The sequence below is a fragment of the Streptomyces sp. NPDC056987 genome (assembly GCF_042673865.1).
GTDB lineage: Bacteria > Actinomycetota > Actinomycetes > Streptomycetales > Streptomycetaceae > Streptomyces.
On the sequence record NZ_JBHURV010000019.1, the window covers coordinates 36,675 to 55,519 of the forward strand.

Consider the following 18,845-nt stretch of genomic DNA (forward strand, 5'->3'; position numbering starts at 1 on the left):
TCCATTCCGCCGCTCCCTCGCACCGGACCCGTCAACATCACCGCGCCGCGGGCAACCGTTCGAAGATACGGCCGCACACCAGGGCACCGAAGGTCTCGCGCCGAGCGCGGGGAAGTCTCCGCGAACTCATGGCGGAACCGCGCGGCCGGTCTTATGGTCCTTACCAGTGCCGGTGTGGCGGCAGTTCGGCAGTACGGCAGTTCGACCGTTCGGCGGTTCAGCAGTTCAGAAGCGGTTGCTACGGGGGAGTCATCGGATGATCGGCAATTCTTTGTCTGCCGAGTTATTGCTCGACCGGGATGTCACCGACGCGCAGAAAGATCAGCTCGTCACCATGCTGGGCGAACTGGGGGTACGGGCGGACGCGCGCCGGGCGCTGGCGCATCGGGGGCCCGCGGAGCTGGGATGGGTGGTGCTGCTCGCGCTGCCGCTGCACGCGTTCCTCAGCGGGCTGGGGGCGGAGGCGGTCAAGGACGTCTACACCGGCGTCAAGTCGCTGCTGCGGCGCGGGCCCCGGGGCGACGGGGCCGGGAGCGAGGACACGGGCGGGGGCGTGGGCGGGGGCGTAGGCGGGGCCCGGGGGCCGCTGGTGTTGCACGACTCGGTCAGCGGGCTGCGCGTCGTACTGGAGGCGGACCTGCCGGCGGAGGCGTACCGGCAGCTCGTCGCGCTCGATCTGACGGCTTACCGGATCGGCCCGCTCCACTACGACCGGCATCGCGAGGCCTGGCGCTCCGAGCTCGACGAAGCCGCGGGGTGACCGGCCGCCATGGGGCCGAACCTCGGGATCGGTAGGCGTCAGGCGCAGCAGGCGGTGGCCGCCGCGTGGCTGGCCTGGGACGAAGGTGAACTGGACCTGGCCGAGCAGCACTTCGACCGTGCTCTGCGGAAGCTGCGGCGTACGGCGGACCGGGACCCGGAGGCCGCGGCGACCGCCGCGGAGGCCCACACCGGCATGGGGCGGATCTGCCTGGCCCGGGAGAACTACCGGGCCGCCGACCCCTGGTTCCACGAGGCGCGGCGGCTGGCGCCGTCCGCCGCCGACGGTTTCTACTGGGGCGGCTGCGGCGCCGCGCACCAGGCCGACTTCGAGCGCGCCGAGTGGCTCTTCGGGGAGGCGCTGGAGTGCGACGGCGGCCATCGGGGCCGTACCCATGCACAGCGGGCGTACGTCCGGATCCGCCAGGGCCGGCCCGATCTGGCGCTGGTGGATCTGTACGCCGCGGACCAGCACGACGCGCTCGACGACAGCGGGCTGCTGCTCGCCGCGTGCCTGCTGCTCCGGCAGGGCCGCCCCGAGCAGGCGGAGATGTTCGCGGCCCGCGTCGAGCCCTCCGCGCGGACCCCGCGGACGGCCGCGGTGCTGGGCTTCGCGCTCCAGGAGCAGAACAAGCTCCCGGCGGCGTACGACGCGTACGCGCAGGCCCTGGCCGGCGGGTACGCCGACGACGAGGTGCTGCTCCAGTACTGCCTGACCGCGTACCGGCTCCGCCGGTTCGACACGTACCTCGACTCCTGGACCGAGTTACGGGCCCGCCATCCCGACGATCCGCGGTTCGCCGCCCCGCTGGCGGCCGCGCACTGGACGTACGCCCGTGAACTCACCGCCCGGCGCGACTTCGCGGAGGCGATCGAGCACCTGGAGGCGGCCCGGCGCACCGGGGTGCCCGTACCGCCCGACGCGCTCGTCGCGGAGCTGCATCTGCACGCCGCCGCGCGGGCGATCGCCCGCGGTGACCTCGACGGCGCGGCCCGCGCGCACCTGACGGCGAGCCGGCGGCTGCGCCCCGGGGATCCGAGACCGGCGCACTATCTCGCGGTGCTGGCGGCCGCGGCCGGGCGGCTCGGCGAGGCGGCGGATCTGTGGCGCCGGATCGACGGCGCGGGGTCTGACGGTGCGGGGCCCGAGGGTGCGAAGTCCGAGGGTGCGGGGCCCAAAGGTGCGGGGCCCGAGGGTGCGGAGTCCGGCGGTGCGGGGCACGCACGCTCGGAGTCCGCACGCGCGCGGGCCGCACGCTCGGAGTCCGCACGCGCGCGGGCCGGACGGGTGCGCCTCGGTCTGGCGCTGTGCGCGGCCGGCTCGGGCCCGGCGGAGGACGCCGCCGAGGAGCTGGGCGGCTGTCTGGTGGCGGACCCCGCGTGGGCGGACGTCGTACGGCAGGCGAGATACGCGCTGGCCGCGCTGCGGTTCCGGGACGGCGGCTGGCCGGGCGTGCTGGAGGCCCTGGCTCCGGCCCCGGGCCACGGGGAGTGGGGCGCCCTCCATGCCGAAGGGCTGTACCGCGCCGGGCGGTTCGCCGAGCTGCTGGCCCTGCCGGAGCGCGGCGGGCGGCGCCCCTGGCAGGCGATGGCGCGGCTGCGCACCCGCCCTCCCGACGGCGGGCCGCCGGACGAGGCGGAGATCGCCGCCGCCGTGGCGAGCGACCGTACCCGCCCCGAACTGGCCCCGCTGCTGCGGGACATCGCGTACGGCCACGCCGAACGGGCGGAGTGGGAGCGGGCCGCGTCCTGGCTGGCCCACGCCGACGAGGCCGCGCCGGACGACCGGACGCCGACGCTGATCGAGGCGCTCGCCCACGGCCTCGGCGGTGACCGGGTCACCGCCGTGGACCGGCTCGAACGGGCCGACGCCCATGACCCCACCGACCACCGGACCGGCCATGTCAGGGCGCTGATGCTGCTCCACACGATCAGCGCGGACGTCCGGCCGCGCGGCGGGCGCGCCGACTGGCCGACCTGCGTCGGCACCTGGATGTCGCTGCTGCGCGACGACGCGTTCTGGGCACGGTGGCGGGAACGGGCCGAGCGCCGTTACGGCGAGCCCGTCGCCCCCGCGATGCTGGACACGCTGCGCGCGGACGTCCAGGAGCTGATCGAGCGGCGCATCACGGCCGACCGGTCCGGCACCGCCGCGACCACGGCCCTGCTGCTCCGCCGGGAGGAGAGGGCCGCCAAGGCCCTGCGCGACCACGGCGGACTGCCGCTGCCCGGCGCGGCGGACCGCACCGGCAACGGCAACGACGTCGGCACCGGCACCGGTGCCGGTGCCGACGCGGGCGCGGGCGAGGGCTCGAACACGGGCACGGACACCGGCGCCCGGCTGGTCTGTGGGCCACTGCGGCTCGCCGAACTCGGGCTGGAACGGCACTTCGGCGCGTTCACCGAGTCGCTGACCACGACGGACGCGGACACCGGCGACCTGTACGTCTACTTCACCCAACTCGGCCTCGCCCAGGTGCAGCTGACCGCGGGCCGGCTCGACGAGGCGCTGAGCCTGGCCCTGGACACCCGCTGTGCGCGCTGCCGCGCCGCCGACGAGGAGCGCCGCTCCGCGTCGGAGCGCCGGTACGTCACCCGCCCGGGCCCCGCCACCGAGGAGCCGCGGACGTGCGGGGCGGACTGCGCCACGTTCGACCAGCGCAATCCGGCGCTCGCGGGGCTGTCCACCGGACACCAGGAGCTGCTCCGGGGCAGCGCGACCCTGGCCGTCGAGGCCCTGCTCGGCAAGGCGATGCGGGCGCTCTCGGCGCGCGAGCCGGACGGCGCCGAGGTGGCGCGCTCCTGGCGGCGGGCGGTGCGGTACGCCGACCGGGCGGACCGGGGCGGGCCCGTGCGGCGGACCGTGGTGGACGCCGCGCTCGGCAGGGCGGACGCGCTGCACCGCAAGAAGAAGGGGGACGACGCCATCACGGTCCTCGACGCCGCGCTGGGCGCGGTCGGCGGGCGCGACCCCGCGCAGCGGGAGCGGGTGGTCACCCAGCTCTCCCAGGCGCTGACCACCCGGGCCATCCTGACGGTCAACGAGGACAGCTCCCGCACCGCGCCCGCGCGGGCCGATCTGGCGCGCGCGGTGGAACTCAACCCGCGCTCGGTACGGGCCCGGCTCAATCTCGGCATCGTGCTGCGCATCGCGGCGTTCGAGGCGCTGGACGCCGGTGACATCTCCGTACTCGTCGAACTGCTCACCAAGTCGGTCGAGCAGTTCGACCTGGCCCTGCTGGACCGGCCGGGCGACCCTCGCCTGCTGGAGGAGCGGACCGCGGCGAGCCAGAGCCTCAACCAGGTCTTCGCCGGGCTGCGGTCCGCGCCGGACCGGTCCGCGCCGAACCGGCAGAGGGGGTGACCGTGCTCGAATACGAGGAACTGCGCGTCCGGGTACGTCAAGTGGGGCCCCGGCGGTACCTGGTGCTCGCCAACGGCCCGGTGTCCGGAGTGGCCGTACGCGCCGTGGACGGCGAACCGGGGCGCCTGAGCGGCGAGTTCGCCGAGCTGATCGACATCGAGCTGGGCCACGCGCCCGCCGGCGGGCGGGACGTCGTGACGCGGCTGCGCGCCCTCGGCCGGGCCACGTACGGCCTGCTCTTCGACGACGGGCTCGTGGAGTGCATCGCCGAGGCGCTGAGCCGGGCGCAGAGCACCGAGGACCACCACCGCTTCCGCGGCCTGCGGCTCCGCTTCGACCTGCCGACCGAGCTGCACGGGCTGCCCGTCGAGGCGCTGGCCTCACCCGCCCACCGGGGCGAGCAGGTCCTGGCGCTGAACTACAACATGTCGCTGGCCCGTTCGCTGCCGGGCAACCCCCTGCACGGCCGGCTGCCGGGCGCGGAGGACCAGCCGGCGGCGATCCACCTCCTGGTCGCGGTCGCCTCCCCCGGCGGCCTCCCGGCGATCGACGCGGGACCGGAACTGGCCGCGCTGCGCAAGGATCTGTCCGAACTGGTCGTCAAGACGACCGTACGGGAGCACGCGACCCGGCGGTCCATCGAGACCTGGCTGGCCCAGCACGCGAACGAGCCCGTCGCGGTCCTGCTCATCGCGCACGGCGGTTACGACACGCCGCGCAACGAGGGCGTGGTGTATCTGGAGGCCGAGGACGGCACCGCGGACCGCGTTCCCGCGACCCTGCTCAGCGGCATCATGGTCCGGGCGCAGCGGCTGCGCCTGGTCGTGCTGAACCTGTGCTCCGGCGCCCGGAACAGCAGCGCGGAGCCGTTCTCCGGGCTGGCCCAGGCGCTGATCGGGCGGGGCGTGCCCGCGGTGGTCGGGATGCGGACCACGGTCACCGAGCGGGCGGCCGGCGTGTTCGGCCCGGTGCTGATGGAAGGGCTGTCGGCGAACAAGACCATCGACGAGGCGGTGACCTCGGCCCGGCAGCGCATCTCCGACCTGCCGGGCCACACCTCGATCGAATGGGCCACACCGGCGCTGTTCCTGCACGAGTCGTACGCGCACGGCTGGCTCTTCAAGGCGCGGGAGGTGCACGACGACGAGGACGAGGTCCTCGACCCGCTGGTCGAGGGCGAGGCGGCGCTGGTCCGGCTGGACGCCCCCGGCAACATGAAATGGACCAGTGTGCTGGCCGCCGCCCGCTTCCTGCGCACCCGGCAGGACTGGGAAGGCGTGCTGCGTACGGTACGCACGGGCCGGCTGAGCGAGGAGCGGAGCCGGCTGATCTCCGAGGCGCGGCTCGAACTGGCCTGGCCCGCGATCGACCAGCTGTGCGCGGCGCTCGCCGACCGGCTGGACCCCGACGCCGCGGAACGGATCCTGGACGGGATCACCGAGCCGCAGCTGCCGCGGCCGGTACGGGAGTGCCTGCGCGGCGAGATCGAGGAGACCCGGCTCGCCGTCATGTACGGGGAGGCGCGCGCGTGCCAGGAGGCGGAGGACTGGCCGGCGGCGCGGCGCGCGTACGCGGCGGTCCTCGCGCTGCGCCCGGACGGCTACCGCGACGCGCGGCAGGGCGCCCGCTACGTCGACGGCCGGCTCGCCGAGACGGACCGCGCCTGGTCCGAGGCGGCGGTGGCGTACGGCGAGTGCCCCGCCGTCGCGGACGCGCCGCTCCGGGCGGCGTACGCGCGGGGCCGGGCGGCGGCCGGGTCCGGCGACTGGCCCCCGGCCGACCGGGAACTGACGGCGGCGGTCGGGCTCGGCCTGACGCCCGACGAGTGGTGCGGTTACGCCGCGGCCAGAACCGCCGAGGACCGGCAGGACTGGCCCGCCGCGGCGGCGGCGTTCGAGCGCCTGGCCGACTTCCTGGACAGCCCGCACCGGGCGCTGTACGCGGCCGGGCGGGCGGCGGCCGAGGAGGCGGACTGGCAGACCGCGCACCGGGCGTTCGGCAAGCTGGCCGACGGGGGCGGGGATCCGGGCGACTGGCTGGACCTGGCCGGGGACAGCCTGTACGAGCAGGGGCTGGCCGCGGAGGCGTTCCTGGACTGGGCGAGCGCGGCGGCCTGTTACGGGGCGCTTCCCCCGGATCACGGCGAACGCGCGGACGCCGGCGCCCGCGCCCGGTACGCCGAGGGCCGACTCGCCGAGCTGCGCCAGGACTGGGCAGCGGCGGCGGCCCACTACGCCGGTCCGGCGGACGGGGCTCCGGCGGAGGGTGATCCGGCCGACGGAAGTCCGGTCGACGGGAGCCGGGCCGACGGGGGTGGGGTCGACGGGGCTCGCGCCGACGGGAGCCGGATCGACGGGGGTGGGGTCGACAGGGGCCCGGCGGACGCGGACACAACCGGCGGGGGCCCGGCCGACACCGGCCCGGCCCACGGAACCCCGGCCCACGGAACCCCGGCCGACGAAGACACTGCCGACGGCGCCCCTGCCAACACAGGCTCGGCTCACGGGGATCCGGACCGCGGGGACCCCACCGACACGACGTCGGCCGACGGGACTCCGGGCGACGCGGACACCGCCGACACAGACCGAACCGACGCGGACACCACCGACACGGCCCGAGCCGATGCGGACCGAACCAAGACGGCCCGAGCCGATGCGGACACCGCCGAAACGGACCGGACCGACGCGGACCGGACCAACGCGCATAGCACTGACACGGACGGTGCCGAAGGACTGGGGCGTGCGGACGCCGACAGCCGGAAGGCCCACGCGGGCACCGCCGGCACCGGCCCGGCCAACACCGACACCGGCGGCCGGCCCGTACGCACGGATACCGGCCGGCCGGGCCGTACCCGTACCGGCGCCCCTTCGGGTCACGCCGACGCCGCCGAGCGGTTCGGGTACGCCTCCGGGCGGATTGCCGAGGCGGCTGGGAACTGGGCCGAGGCGTACGGCTGTTACGCGCCTCTGCCGGCGGATCTGCTCGACGCGGCCGAGCGGGCCAAGTACGCCGCCGGGCGCGCCGCCGATCAGCGGGACGACTGGGCCGGGGTGATCGACGGCTTCGGCCGGCTGCCCGACGACCACGCGGAGGGGGAGGTCGGCCGGCGGCGCAGGTACGCGCGGGCCGAGCTGGCCGCCCGGCGCGACGACTGGGGCTCGGTGCTCGCCCTGCTCGGCGACGCGCGGGACGAGGAACGGGACGGGCAGGTCGGCCTCGTACGCCGGAAGGCCCGGGGCCGGCTGGCCGAGCTGGAGCAGGACTGGACGACCGCGGCGACCGCCTACGCCCCGGTCGCCGGCGCCGATCCGGAACTGGCCCTGGCCCACGGCTACGCGCTGGCCCGGCTGGCCGAGCGGGACGGTGACTGGGCCGGCGCGCTGGAGCGCTACACCGGCCTTCCGGACGGCCACCACGACGTACCGGTACGGCGCGGCTACGCGAGCGCCCGGCTCGCCGAACTCGGCACGGCTGAGGGCCCCGACGGCTGGCGGGAGGTGGTGGAGCGGTACGCCGCGCTGCCGGACGGCTTCGCCGACGTACCGGCGCGGGCCGGTTACGCGCGGCTGCGGCTGGCCGTCGCGGAACAGGACTGGCCCACCGCCGCCGAGGCCGCCGAGAGCCTGTCCGACCAAGGCTACTCGGACCTCGCGACGCTGACCGGTTACGTACGCGGCCGGGCGGCCGAACAGCGCGCGGACTGGCCGGAGGCCGTGGCGGCGTACGCGGGTTGCCTGACGCACGCCGACAGCCGCGCCCGGCAGGCGTACGCACAGGGCCGCGCGCTGGAGGACGGCGGGCGCTGGCGCTCCGCGGTCCTGGCGTACGCCGCCGCGCCGGGGCCGGTGGCGGACCTGGCCGCGCGGCAGGCCCGGCTGGAGTCGCTGCTGGCCGCGCTGCCCTGGGCCGACCGGGCGGCGAGCGGGCAGCTCCTGGCCGATCCGCTCGCCGAACGCGACCCGGGGTTCCCGTACCGGGCCCTCGACTCGGCCGGGATCACCCCGGGTTCGCCGACCGACACCGTCCAGAACGCGGCGTTCATGCTGATGGAGCGCGGCGGGATGAGCTGGCAGGAGCGGGTCGCCTGGAACCAGCTGCGGTGGCCCGCTCAACGGCTGCTGGTGGACGCGTTCCTCTACCGGCTGCGCGAGCCCGCCGCGCTGGCCGAACGGCTGGGCGCCCTGGAACCGGCCGAGCGGCCGGAGCTGACCGCCCGGCTCTGCGCGGATCTGCCGGACGACGCCCCGCTGCTCACGCTGCTCTCCGGCGACCGCGGCCGGGCCACCGGCGAGTGGCGGCGACGGCTGGCCGCCGCCCCCGGCGACCTGGCCACCGTGCACAGCCTCGCCGTGGCGTCCTTCTGGCAGGCCCGCGAGCTGGAACACACCGGGGCGTGGGAGCAGGCCGAGCCGGTGTGGCGGGAGGTGCTGGCCTGCTGGGCGGTGCTGCTCACCGACGACAAACTCTTCTGGGCCGGCTGGCGGCAGGCCAGGGCCGCCTCCTACGGGCAGGCGGTGACCCCCGCCAACACCAACCGGCTGCGGGTGGACCTCGGCCAGCATCTGGTGGCCCTGCTCTCCGGGCACGCGGACCGGCACACCAGCGCCGGCCGCTCGGCACAGGCCGCCAGTTACCAGGAGCTGGGCTCCTTCCTGGAGCGCGAGCTGGAGGGGGCGCGGGCGCTGAGCGAGGCCGGCGGTCTGCCGCTCTCCGAGGACCCGCAGAGCCCCCGGCTGGCGTGCGGGCCCGGCTATCTGGAGATGACGGGGCTGCTCCGGCGGTTCGGCCGGTTCGTGGCACGCGCCACGGAGCAGCGGACCGGTCACGGCGAACCCGAGAGCGAGTCCGCCAGTGTGACGCTGCGCCGGGTGCGGTGGGCGTTCTCCGAGCTGGCCAGGGCCTCCTCCCTCGTCGAGCGGCACCGCTTCGAGTCGGCGCTGCGCGCCCTGCCGGAGTTCCACCGGCAGCGGATGCCGGAGCTGCCGGCCGACTGCGGCGGGCCCGGCGCCGACGGCCACCCCGGCATCGGGGAGTGCCCGGCGTGCCAGGACTTCCTGCGCCGCAACCCGGCCCACACCTACCTGCCCCGGCGCCGTAACCATCTCCAGCAGGACGCGGTCGGACTCGCCGTACGGGCCCATCTGTTCATCGCCCGCGGGCTGCTGGCCAACCGCGGTGAGCTGGGCCGGGCCATGGCCGAACTCACCGAGGCCATCGGCATCGCCGCGAACGCCGCGATGACGGTGCGGGTGAAGGAGGCGGTGCTGCGGCTGATCCTGGGCCGCGTGGACGCGCTGACCGACATGTCCGTACTTCAGATCGATCCACTCAACGAATCGATCGCCCTGGTCGAGGCGGCCCTGCCGGTGGTCGGCACGGTGGGCACGCACACGCTCACCGCGCGGTGGGCGGCGCTCCTGGTCGACCGGGGCATCTGGTACAGCTCGCGGTGCCGGGACGTCGGCGTACAGCCGGACCTGCCGCTCGGCCTGGCCGATCTGCGCCGGGCCCTGGAGCTGAACCCGGCGTCGGCCCGGCCCCGGCTCAACCTGGCCCAGGCGCTCATCTTCGAGATGGACGCCCTGCCCGGCGGGAACACCACCGGCGGCCGGCTGACCATCCTGCGCGAGGCGCTGGTCATCCTGCACCACGGTCTCATCCGGGCGGAGGCGGACAGCCGGCTGCTCGAATGCCAGCTCGGAGCGCTGGAGGAGCTGGAACCGCTGCTGCTGGCCGGCGTGGGCATCGACCAGCTGAACGACATGATCACGGAGTACGGGGCGAACACCCCCGCGGAGACCGACCCCTCGGCGCACGCCGATGACCTCCTGCGGCAGGCGGAGGAGAAACGTCTGCTGGGCGACCGGCCGGGGTTCCTGCACCGGTTGGTGCGGGCCTGCCGCACCGATCCGACCAGCGTCCGGGTGCGACAGGCGCTGCTGGACGCGCTGGACGCGGACCTCGGGCCGCGCGCCACCGAGAGCGAACCCGCGAGCGAGCCCGAAAGCGAAGTCGAAAGCGAAGTCGAAAGCGAACGCGAAGTCGAAGGCCACGGCGTGGACGTAGGCGTAGGCGAAGGGGACCTGGACAGGTGATCAAGGATCCGTTGACCGAGTGGGACGGCCCGTTCCCGTACAACGAGCTGACCGTCGCGGGGGTGACACCCGACACGACGCACGCGGCGATGGCGGACGTCTCCTTCGACCTGATGACCCGGCGTCTGATGAACGCCCGGACCCAGAACGCCTGGCACGAGCTGCGGGACCTGCGGCGCCGGCTGCTGGCGGACGTACTGCTCTACGACATCGATCCGGCCGAGGAGGTGGCCCGCGCCCGGGCGGACCTGGCGGCCGAACGGGACGCGGCGGGCGGGGGCGGTGAACCTCCGGAGGTGGCACGGGCGTTGTCCGTGCCGGTGGCCTGGCTCGACGCGCTGGCCGGGGAGTTGAGCGCGGTCGAGGTGCCCGTGCCGGAGGCGGCCGGTCCCGCGCCCGGGCTCGGAGTGTTCCCGTCGGGGGCGCTGATCGACAGCCTGATCCGGTTCGACCGGTAGATCCCCACACCGTGGACCGACCGCAGACGCAGACCGCAGACGCAGATCGCTAGGAGCCTGATGTGAACCACCGCAAGGCCAAGAAGCGGGCCCGGCCGCCGCGCCGCGACACCCCGGCCGCCCGGCCCGCCGAACAGCCCGCCGAGCAGACGGCCGAGCAGCCGACCGGTCCGCCCGCCGAACCGTCGGCGGATGAGCTGATCAAGCAGCTGGCCGGTCAACTCGCCGACAGGGAGGCGCAGGTCGAGCGGCTTCAGGACGCGGTGCGCGCCCACGAGGCGTACGTCGGGCGGTTGTTACGGGGCTTCGGCGGCGTCGTGGACTCGTTCGACCGGCTGCTCGAACTCGGCCCCGACGTCGGCCTCGACGCCCACCGGGCCAGCGTGGGCCGGACCCACGCCGCGCTGACCACCATGCTGCGCAAGAACGAGGTCGAGCTGATCGGCGAGCCGGGCGAGATCGCCGAGCCGGAGACCCACGAGGTGCTGCACCCGGAACCCGCCCCGGACCTCCCCGAGGACACGGTGCTCACGGTGGTCCAGCGTGGCATCCGCCACCGGGGCACGCTCATCCGTCCGGCCGCGGTGGTCGTGGCGTCGGGCGAGCCCGCGAAGGACGACCAGGCGCCGTACGACAACGAAACGCCCTACGAGCCCTACGACAACGAAACGCCGGACAGCAGCCAGGCACCGTACGACAACGAGACACCCGCCGAGGTGGCGGACGCCAGGACGGCGGAACGGGTCCCGGCCCGGTCCGGCGGCACCGGCGGCACCGGCGACACCGGCGGCAAGAAGGAGCGACAGTGAAGGCGATCGGCATCGACCTCGGGACCACCAACTCGGCGGTGGCGAAGTACGAGCCCGACCAGAAGCGGGCGAGCGTCCTGGTCAACGGCGACGGCAAGCCGCTGACGCCCTCGGTCGTGGGCGTCCGTATCCGCAACGGCGAACACACCCGGCTGATCGGCGGACCGGCGCTCAACTGGGCCAAGCGCGAGCCCAAGGACACCATCGTGTCGGTGAAGCGCCTGATGGGGCGGGACTACGCCGACGCCGACGTGGCGGACGCCCGCGGCCGGCTGAGCTACCGGATCGTGCCGGGCCCCGACCAGGACCCGCGGGCGCACGTGATGATCGCCGGGACCGCGTACACCCCGGCGCAGGTGTCCACGATGATCCTCGAAAAGCTGAAGCAGGACGCCACGGACCGGCTCGGCCAGACGCCGACCCACGCGGTGATCACCGTGCCCGCCTACTTCCGGGAGGCGCAGCGCGCGGCGACCCGGGCGGCGGGCGAGGCGGCCGGTCTCGTCGTGAAGCGGATCATCGACGAACCCACCGCGGCGGCCATCGCGTTCGGCGTCGACCTCCAGCCCGGGGAGCGGCGCCGCATCCTCGTGTACGACCTGGGCGGCGGGACGTTCGACATCTCCATCCTGTACGCCACCAAGGACACGGAGGGCAACAACCACTTCCAGGTACTGGACTTCGCCGGGGACAACTGGCTCGGCGGCGACGACTTCGACCTCCTCGTCGTGGACCGGATCATCGAGTGGATCAAGCAGAACGCCGGGGTCGACCCGTCCGAGGACCTGAAGTTCCGGTTCACCGCCAAGCAGGAGGCCGAGCTGGCGAAGCGGGAGCTGAGCCAGGCGGCCGAGGTGGACATCATCGTGCCGGCCGCGCTGCGGGCCGACGGCGGCACCGTGGTGGACGTCGACATGACGCTGAGCAGGGCCGAGTTCGAGGAGATGATCGAACCGCTGGTGGCCCGCACGATCCGGCTGGTGCGGGACGCCCTCGAACGGCAGAGCCTGCGGCCCGACGACATCTCGGACGTGCTGCTGGTCGGCGGCTCCACCCTGACGCCGAAGGTCTACCAGACGGTGGAGAGCTTCTTCGGCAAGCAGAAGGTACGGCGCAACATCAACCCGATGGAGTGTGTCGCGCTCGGCGCGGGCATCCTCGCCGGCACCACCCACGGCATGGAGTGCGTCGCCTGCCAGAAGATCAACGACGATTCCGCCGCGGTGTGCGCCGAGTGCGGCCACAGCCTCGCCACCGCACGGCCCACCGGCGACACCAACGTGTACGACGTGACGGGCATGGCGCTCGGCGTGGGCGCGGTGCACGGCGCACAGGCCGACACCTTCGTACCGATCATCCCGAAGGGCACGCCCTACAACCCGATGACCGAGCCGATGCGCCGCACCTTCGAGGCCACCGACGGCCGCCTCATCCGCGTCCCGGTGTACGAGGGCGATGCCGCGGTCGCCAGCCAGAACCACGAGCAGGGCGTGATCGAGTACGAACTGCCCGAGGAGATCGACGTACACACCCGCGTCGACGTCGAGTTCGTGTACGACAAGAACCGCGAGCTGAGCGTGACCATCACCGTGCCCGGCACCGCGAACCGGTACCAGACCAAGCTCCGTACCGACACCCAGCGGACGAACGCCGGGACCTCCGCCGAGCCGGAGGAGGACGGCGCGACCTACCGGGAGGACCTCGCCTTCATCGAGGAGGCCACCCGGATGTTCCTGCGCCGGTACGAGCAGTACCTGGAGCCGGCGCACGCGATGAAGATCGCCCAGGACCTGGAGCGCGCCCAGCGGACCCTGGTCTTCTCCGACCCGGCGGAGTGCCGCTTCATGACCAGCGTGCTCCAGTCGGACATCTACAGCGCCGGCCTCGCCTCCGACCTCTACTACGCCGAACGCACCGCCGACCAGGCCTCGCCCGAGGACGCGGAGAAGATCAACCAGGCCATCGCCGCGATCCGCAGGTCGCACCAGGAGGGCAGGCGGGACGCCGCGTTGGAGCAGGCGCGCCTGCTGAAACCGGTGCTGGCCCGGGTGGGGCAGCAGAACGCGGTGGCCGAGATCGTCGACGCCGAGGAGTTCGACGGTCTGCTCAAGCTTCTCGACCGAGAGCCGTAGGAGCCGTCGATGACCGAGGTCAACCTGGGCCTGGACTTCGGCGCCACCGGCCTGCGGGCCGCGTACTCGGTGTCCGGCCGGCCCACCGGTTTCATGGCGCTGACCGGGGCGGACCGGCCGTGGCTGCTCTGTGTGCCGGCGACGGCGGGACCGGTGCCGGTGGCCTTCCCCAGCCTGAAGAGCATGCTGGGCGAGAACACCCGGCTGGACGTGGCGGGGCAGCCGCTGCGGCCCGTGGAGATCGTGGCGCGGGCGCTGGCCCAGCTGTGCCGACGGGTCCTCGACACGACCTCGGGAACCATCGGCCAGGTGGTGATCAGCGTGCCGGCCAGGTTCGGGACCACGCAGCGGGCGGCGCTGCTGGAGGCGGCCGAGACGGCCGGACTGACCCGGGTCTCGCTGATCTCCGATTCGGTGGCCGCGGTGATCGGACACACCGGAGGGGAGGGCAGCGGAACGTATCTGAGCTACGGCATGGGGTACGACGGCTTCGAACTCGGCCTGGTCCGGGTGGTACGCGGCCGCTACCGGGTGCTCGGTTACGAAGGGGCCCGCACCCCGGGCGGACGCTTCCTGGACAGCCATGTGCTGGGCTCGTGGCTGCACGCGCTGCGCCCGCAGGGGCTCACGCCCGGGGAGGTCCAGCACGGCGAGGCGGGCTGGCTGCGGCTGCGCGCGGTCGCCGAGCAGATCAAGGAGACGCTCTCCGCGGGGGACCGGGCCCTGTTCCCGGTCCTGATGGCCGGTCCCGACAACCAGCAGCCGGTCACCATGGAGATCGAGCGGCAGAGCTTCGCGACCCTGGTCCGGCTGGTGGTGGCCCCCACGCTGGACCGCGCCGACCACCTCTTCGACCAGTCCGGGATGCGGCGGGAGGACGTCGACACCGTGGTGCTGAGCGGCGGCAGCACCCGGCTGCCCGAACTGCGCGGGCTGATCTCCGGACTCGGCACCGCCGTGGTCCCGTCCGGGAACGAGCACATCGCCCGCGGGGCCGCGCTGCACGCCAACCGGCTCAGCGGCCGGTCCCCGGGGTACGAGGAACAACTGGGCGCCGACACACGGGACACCGCCGAGCCGCAGATGCAGCCCCCGCCGCTGAACATCACCCTGCTCACCGCGCCCGGAACGACCACACCGGCCACCGCGTCCCACCGCCCGGCGGGCCTGGACGCGGCCCGGCGCCTGATCGAGGAGGGCCGCCTCGACCAGGCCGGAAAGGAACTGCGCCAACTGATCGCGGAGGCGCAGGCACTGCTGGACGACATCTCCGCCGCCACCGCTTCCTCACCGGGGGACGACACCCCGGCCGCCGCTCCCCCGCCCCGGGACGGCACCCCGGTCACCACACCACCGGCGGCGGACGGCGAGCCCGCCGCCCCACCGGGCCAGGGCCCCAGCGGGGTCGCGCATCTGCTCGCCCGGGCGCGCCGGCTGATCGCCCAGGAGCAGTACCAGCAGGCCATCGGCATGGCCCATCTCGCCTGGCAGCGGGAGCCGGACCGGCCGGACGTCTTCGAGGAGATGATCGACCTGCACTGCACCGCCGCGACCGCCGCCCAGGCCGTCGAGACCTTCACCCGCGACGAGGAGTGGCTGCGCTGCGCCCTGGGCCACGACCCGAACAACGCCCGGATCCGGGCGCTGCTCGCCGAACGCTCCTACACCCAGGGCAGGGAGCTCAGCCGGCTCGGCCGCCGCGCCGAGGCGATGAAGGTCCTCGAACAAACCCTCAAGTGGGACCCGGACCACCGCCCCGCGAGGGACCTCCTCCACACCCTCGGCCGCTCACGCGGCTCCTGAACGGCGCCCCGCCGGGCCGTTGATCCCGGCCGGGTCGCTGGCGTGGAACGCCCCGTACGGGCAGGCTGGTCCAGGACACGAGGAGGCACTGCCTGTGGGGAGCGTGACGACGGGCCCGGCCACCGGGCTGCCGGCCCGCCGGTACGAGGCCGGGGACGAGGCGGCCGTGCTCTCCCTGGCCAACGCCGATCGGATCACCGGGCAGCCGGAGACGACGTCGGCGATGCTGGCCGAGGCCCTGGCCGGGCGCTCGCCGATCGACTCCGGCTGGTGGGCCGAACTGGACGCTCCGGTCACCGACGTCGTCCACGACCCCGCCGGGACGGTGCTGGGCGTCGTCTCCTATGCGGTGCGGCCCTCGGACGACACCGGGTTCGTCCTGTGGCTGCACGGCCACGAGGCCCCCGCTGTGGTCGGTGCTCTGATCGACCACGCGCTCGCCGCGTTGGGCAGGCAGCGGACCGTGTCGGCCTTCGAGTTCGCCTCGGCCCTGTCCCTGGGTCTGGAAGGCCTGCCGGCCGGCCACCGGCCCGTGACGCGGGCCGGCCTGGAGGCGGCGGGGTTCTCGGGCCGGAACCTGTGGCGCTATATGCACGCCGAGCTGCCGATCGCCGGTCTGCCGCATGCCTCAAGCCTCACGGTGCGCGACTGCGAGGAGCCACCGGGCAAGCGCCTGGAGATGCGCGACGGCGGCGAGCTGCTCGCCGAAGCGACCATCGGCCGGCCCGTGGCCGGGATCGGCGTGCTGTGGTGGATCAGCGTCACGCCGGCGGCGCGGGGCCGCGGTCTCGGCCAAGCCCTGCTCGGGTCGAGCGTGGACCTGCTGCGAGGGCTGGGCGCGCGCGAGGTGATCCTGTTCGTCGACGACGACGCCCCCGCGGACGATCCGGAGCGGAGCCGGGCAGCGGCCAACCGAATGTATGACCGGGCCGGCCTGGCCCAGGTCGACCGGCTGTTCTCCTTCAGCCGCCGCCCCTGACTCAGCGGATGTCAGCGCCATGCCGGAGCGCTCCGACGAGCCAGCGTTCGAGTGCCGCGACGACCAGCAGGACGGCCGGATCGCGCTCGGCGGTGAGCGCGTCCGGATCGATCAGCCCGGCCGCGACGCAGGTCGGAGCCGTCTGCCCGGTGGTGGACTGGCTAGCCAGCGCGGTGGTGAAGTACTGCTTGCGCCTGGGCAGCATCTTGAGCGCGCGCTGGGGCAGCAGCCGGACGACCTGGGCTTTGCAGCGCAGGTAGGCGCTCGGCAGGCCCGAGTGGTAGCGGTCGCCGACCGGCAGGGCGAGCGCCGCGCCGAGGAACGGCTCGGCCAGGAACGGCGAGGCCTCGGGCAGGATCCCGGCTGGCGGGATCGCCTCCCGGGGGAAGACGGCGTCGTGCGCGTCCGCCTGTGCCCAGGTCCGGCCTGCGGTCTGATGCCCGGTGATCTGCTCATCCACCCAACTCCTCGCCCAATCGGTGGCGTACCGGCGGAACGGCTCGGCCAGGACTGCGGGGGCGACCGGGTCGACCCAGGCCGGCCAGTTCGCCGCCCAGTAGGACCGTGCCCTCGTCCGGCGGGGCAGCAGTTGGGCGGCCAGCGCGGCGACTTCGCCGGGTACCCCCGGACCGGACGAGGCGACATCGGCCGCATAGCGGACGGCCGCTGCCGGGCCGCGCCGCCTGGCGACGTCTGCGGTGGCGAACCGGGGGACGCCGAGCAGTTCGTCGGCGCCGTCCCCGGACAGCACCACGCCGACGCCGAATTCGGCGGCCCGGGCCGCGGCGGCAGCGTTGCTCTCCGGCAGCGCGTCCAGCCGGGGACCAGCCGCCGACCAGGTCGGCTCGGCCCGGTCGACAATCGGGTCCAGGACGACCAGCTCGGCAGGAAGGTCGAGGTCGGCGAGGAGCCGACGGGCGACCTCGGCAGCACTGCGGCCGGTGTCGTCGGTCAGGTCGGTGGTCAGGGCGATCACGCGGCGGCCGTCGGCGACGCGGAGCGCGTGGACGAGGACGGCCAGCGAGTCCAAGCCGCCGGAGACCAGCACACCGATCGTCTCGGCGTCCCTGGTCTGCTCGGCAACCGACGCGCTGAACGCGTCCGGCAGTGAGCCCGGTCGAGCGGGCGGCGGCGTGAAGGGGACGCGATGGATGCCTCGCCAGGGTGCGGCGGGCACAAACTCGCCCAGCATCGCAGGCGGGGCCAGCAGCAGGGCGAGTGCGGACAGGTCGACAACCGGACCGGGGCCGGTCACGGCCAGCGGATCCGCTGACTGTGAGCCGGCCCCGTCCTCGAACAGGGGGCGAAGGATCACCGGCGGCGAAGCCCGGTCAAACCGCGGATCAGGCCCTGGGCGAACTGCCTGACGCCCTGATGGTCATCGCCGGACGGCAGACCCTTGCTGCCCTTGCCGTGCTGCCCGTCGCCGGGCGTGGACTTGGTGGACACGAACCCTCCCGAAAGGTCGCGCGGTCCCGAAGAAGCGCGCAGGCGGCTCCCGCCCGGAGGAGCGACCGGGCGGTTCGGACATCCAGCCCTGACGGGGCATTAGTCCTAGGACTATATTCGAGGGGTCGACGCAGCACGTCAATAGAGCTAGGAGTAACTTGTCTGACGAAAAATCAGCCCACCAAGGAGGAGCGCCGTGAACAACCCCGCCTATCGGAAGGTCGCAGCTGACCTCCGGGCAGCCATCGAGCGGGGGCAGCACCCAGAGGGGACCGCGCTGCCGAAGATCACCGACATCGCGCGCGACCACAACATCGCCAAGCAGACCGCCCGCGAGGCCATCGCCGAGCTGGAGGCCGAGGGCCTCGTGGAGGTGATCCGCCGACGAGGCACCATCGTCCGTGTCCGCCAGGCCAAGCACCGGCTCACCCGCGCCCGGCAGGTCTTCCGCGACGAGCGCGGCTACTACTTCGACCCGACCGCCCAACCCTGGGTCGCTCTGGAGGCGCCGACCATTGCTCTCGGTCCGGCCCCGCGCGACGTGACCGCCGCCCTCGGCGCCGGACCGGGCGAGGAGGTGCTGATCCGCGACCGGATCATGGGCGACCCCGAGACTCGGAGACCGATACAGCTGGCGACCAGTTTCCTGCCCGCCCCGCTCGCCCGCGGAACCCGGCTCGCCGAACGCGACACCGGCCCCGGCGGCATCTACGACCTCCTCGAAGACATGGGCCACGGCCCCCTGGTCTGGGAAGAGGCGGTCGGCTCCCGCATGCCCACCCCCATCGAGGCGGCCCGGCTCAACCTGCCCAAGGGCGTCCCGCTGCTGCGGATCGTGCGGACCACCACCAGCACCGACGGGACGGTGGTCGAGGTCAACGACACCCGCATGTCAGCCGACGAGTTCGAAATCGGATACTCCGTCACCCGCCACCCCTCCGCCGAGCCGACCGGGTAGGCAGTGGCCGCCGGCCCCGCGCTTGGTGCAACCACGCGC

At 74.2% G+C, this 18,845-nt stretch carries 11 protein-coding genes; 9 read left to right on the top strand and 2 right to left on the bottom strand.

The window, feature by feature from the left end:
• Positions 1-256: 256 nt before the first annotated feature.
• The 8 genes from ACFTZC_RS21980 to ACFTZC_RS22015 all read left to right on the top strand — a co-directional run bounded on the left by ACFTZC_RS21980 (position 257) and on the right by ACFTZC_RS22015 (position 16,399).
• Complete coding sequence (locus tag ACFTZC_RS21980; protein WP_382892197.1) at positions 257-760, top strand: hypothetical protein; 504 nt, start codon at positions 257-259, stop codon at positions 758-760.
• Positions 761-769: 9 nt separating this feature from the next.
• Positions 770-4,123, top strand: a complete 3,354-nt coding sequence (locus tag ACFTZC_RS21985; RefSeq protein WP_382892199.1) for a hypothetical protein — start codon at positions 770-772, stop codon at positions 4,121-4,123.
• Positions 4,124-4,125: 2 nt separating this feature from the next.
• Entirely contained in the window at positions 4,126-10,218 is a 6,093-nt protein-coding gene (locus ACFTZC_RS21990) for a CHAT domain-containing protein (RefSeq protein ID WP_382892201.1), read from the top strand.
• Entirely contained in the window at positions 10,215-10,676 is a 462-nt protein-coding gene (locus tag ACFTZC_RS21995) for a hypothetical protein (protein WP_382892203.1), read from the top strand. Before ACFTZC_RS21990 ends, ACFTZC_RS21995 begins: the two co-directional genes overlap by 4 nt.
• 62 nt (positions 10,677-10,738) lie before the next feature.
• The gene (locus ACFTZC_RS22000) at positions 10,739-11,485 is read left to right on the top strand and encodes a nucleotide exchange factor GrpE (RefSeq protein WP_382892205.1); all 747 of its coding nucleotides are present in this window, start codon (positions 10,739-10,741) and stop codon (positions 11,483-11,485) included.
• Complete coding sequence (locus ACFTZC_RS22005) at positions 11,482-13,617, top strand: Hsp70 family protein (protein WP_382892207.1); 2,136 nt, start codon at positions 11,482-11,484, stop codon at positions 13,615-13,617. The genes ACFTZC_RS22000 and ACFTZC_RS22005 overlap by 4 nt, the downstream gene beginning before the upstream one ends.
• A gap of 9 nt (positions 13,618-13,626) precedes the next feature.
• Positions 13,627-15,420: an Hsp70 family protein gene (locus tag ACFTZC_RS22010; RefSeq protein ID WP_382892209.1), complete on the top strand. Its 1,794-nt coding sequence runs from the start codon at positions 13,627-13,629 to the stop codon at positions 15,418-15,420.
• Between the two features lie 94 nt (positions 15,421-15,514).
• Positions 15,515-16,399, top strand: a complete 885-nt coding sequence (locus ACFTZC_RS22015) for a GNAT family N-acetyltransferase (RefSeq protein WP_382892211.1) — start codon at positions 15,515-15,517, stop codon at positions 16,397-16,399.
• A gap of 1 nt (position 16,400) precedes the next feature.
• Here ACFTZC_RS22015 and ACFTZC_RS22020 read toward each other — a convergent pair whose 3' ends face one another.
• Together ACFTZC_RS22020 and ACFTZC_RS22025 are read right to left on the bottom strand one after the other, a co-directional pair.
• Positions 16,401-17,654 (bottom strand): asparagine synthase-related protein, encoded by a 1,254-nt coding sequence (locus ACFTZC_RS22020; RefSeq protein ID WP_382892213.1) that lies wholly within the window; start codon positions 17,652-17,654, stop codon positions 16,401-16,403.
• 56 nt (positions 17,655-17,710) lie between these two features.
• Positions 17,711-17,848: a hypothetical protein gene (locus ACFTZC_RS22025; RefSeq protein WP_382892215.1), complete on the bottom strand. Its 138-nt coding sequence runs from the start codon at positions 17,846-17,848 to the stop codon at positions 17,711-17,713.
• A gap of 196 nt (positions 17,849-18,044) precedes the next feature.
• Here ACFTZC_RS22025 and ACFTZC_RS22030 point away from each other — a divergent pair, with 196 nt between their 5' ends.
• Positions 18,045-18,806 carry a GntR family transcriptional regulator gene (locus tag ACFTZC_RS22030; RefSeq protein ID WP_382892217.1) on the top strand — a complete coding sequence of 254 codons (762 nt, stop codon included), beginning with the start codon at positions 18,045-18,047 and terminating at the stop codon, positions 18,804-18,806.
• Positions 18,807-18,845: the final 39 nt, after the last annotated feature.